The 1,555-nt window shown below is 65.6% G+C and carries 2 protein-coding genes; both read right to left on the bottom strand.

Annotation, left to right across the window (positions count from 1 at the left end; translation table 11 throughout):
* A partial coding sequence (locus AOZ53_RS00370) for an efflux RND transporter periplasmic adaptor subunit (RefSeq protein ID WP_054486566.1) occupies window positions 1-1,069 on the bottom strand: 1,069 nt, incomplete at its 3' end.
* 293 nt (window positions 1,070-1,362) lie between these two features.
* A partial coding sequence (locus AOZ53_RS00365) for a winged helix-turn-helix domain-containing protein (RefSeq protein WP_197286425.1) occupies window positions 1,363-1,555 on the bottom strand: 193 nt, incomplete at its 5' end.

The following is a 1,555-nucleotide window of genomic DNA, read 5'->3' as shown; positions in this document are numbered from 1 at the left end:
CCACGTCGCCGGCCTTCAGGCCGCTGGTGACGATCCAGCTGTTCTTGACGGCGCCGCCGGTGGTGACGGGCAACTGTTCGATCTTGTTGTCCTTGACCAGCATCAGGCTCTGCGAACCGTCGGCGGTGCGTTGCAGCGCCTGCTGCGGCACCACCAGGGCCTGGTCGTCCACGCCCTGCTCCAGCCGCACGCGCACGTACATGCCGGGCAACAGGATGCCGTCGGGGTTGGGCACCTCGGCGCGCAGGTTGACCTGGCCGGTGCTGGGATCGACCGTGATGCCGGTGAACAGCAGCTTGCCCGGCTTGTCGTATTCGGAACCGTCTTCCAGCACCACGGTGGCGCGGGCGGCGTCCTTGCCGACCTGCTGCAGCTTGCCGCTGGCGAAGGCGCGGCGCAGCGCGGCCAGGTCCGCGGTGGACTGGGTGAAGTCCACGTAGATCGGGTCGAGCTGCTGCACGGTCGCCATCTGCGTGGCCGAGGTCGCCTCGACCAGCGCGCCTTCGGTCACCAGCGGCTTGCCGATGCGGCCCGTGATGGGCGAGGTGACATCGGTGTAGCCGAGGTTGATGGAGGCGTTGTCCTGCGCCGCCTTGGCGGCGGCCACGGTGGCATCGGCCTGGCGGTAGGCCGCCACGGCGTTGTCGTATTCCTGCTTGCTGACGGCGTTGGCCTTGACCAGCGGCGCGTAGCGGTCGGCCAGCAGCTTGGCGCTGAACAGGTTGGCCTGCGCCTGCTTGAGCTGCGCGGTGGCCTGATCGTAGGCGGCCTTGTAGGGCGCCGGATCGATCTTGAACAGCAACTGGTTTTCCTTGACGTCGCCGCCCTGCTCGAAGGTGATCTTCTGGACGATGCCGGTGACCCGCGAGCGGATCTGGGCGTCGCGAACCGCGTCGACGCGGCCGGGCAGTTCGGAAACGATGGGGGTGCGCTGCGGCTGCACCGTGATGACGCTGACCTGCGGCATGCCGGGATTCATCTGCGGCTTTTCACCGCAACCCGCCAACAACAGCGCGAGGACGCCGCCGGAAAAAGCCAGACCTGAGACACGTTTAGGCGAAAACCGCATTGAAACCCCCGCGAAGTTAACCGCGTCAAGCGACCGCAACAATGTAACGGCGACGATGCCCGCCGTGTCCCGTTGCCGAAGGACGGTCGCGGGTTTGCGCGGCCGTGTCCGACCGCCGTATTTGACCGCAATCCGTGATTGCGATCAAAGCAAAATCCTGCGCCCCGCCACTGACACGTGAATAGCCCGTTAATGTAACTCAGTTATTGGGGAAATCACTGATTTTCACGACGGCGCGCAACATGGGAAGCGGCGAAAAACAAACGGATCCGGGGGAAATCCACTTGCCACGATCACACATCGGCAACCTCTTGCAGGTTGCCCAGGAATACATAGCCCACGCCATGCACCGTATGCAGCGGCAGGCGGCCGCCGGCCTGGCGCACCTTGCGCCGCAGGCGGCAGATCGCCACGTTCAGGGCGCGCAGGTTGGTGCTCTGGCGCGGCAGCATCAATTCCTCGCGCAGCAGCGCGAGTTCTTCGCGC

This window comes from Achromobacter sp. 2789STDY5608621 (assembly GCF_001299375.1).
Lineage (GTDB): Bacteria > Pseudomonadota > Gammaproteobacteria > Burkholderiales > Burkholderiaceae_B > Achromobacter > Achromobacter insuavis.
This window is presented reverse-complemented; position numbering and strand designations above follow the sequence as displayed.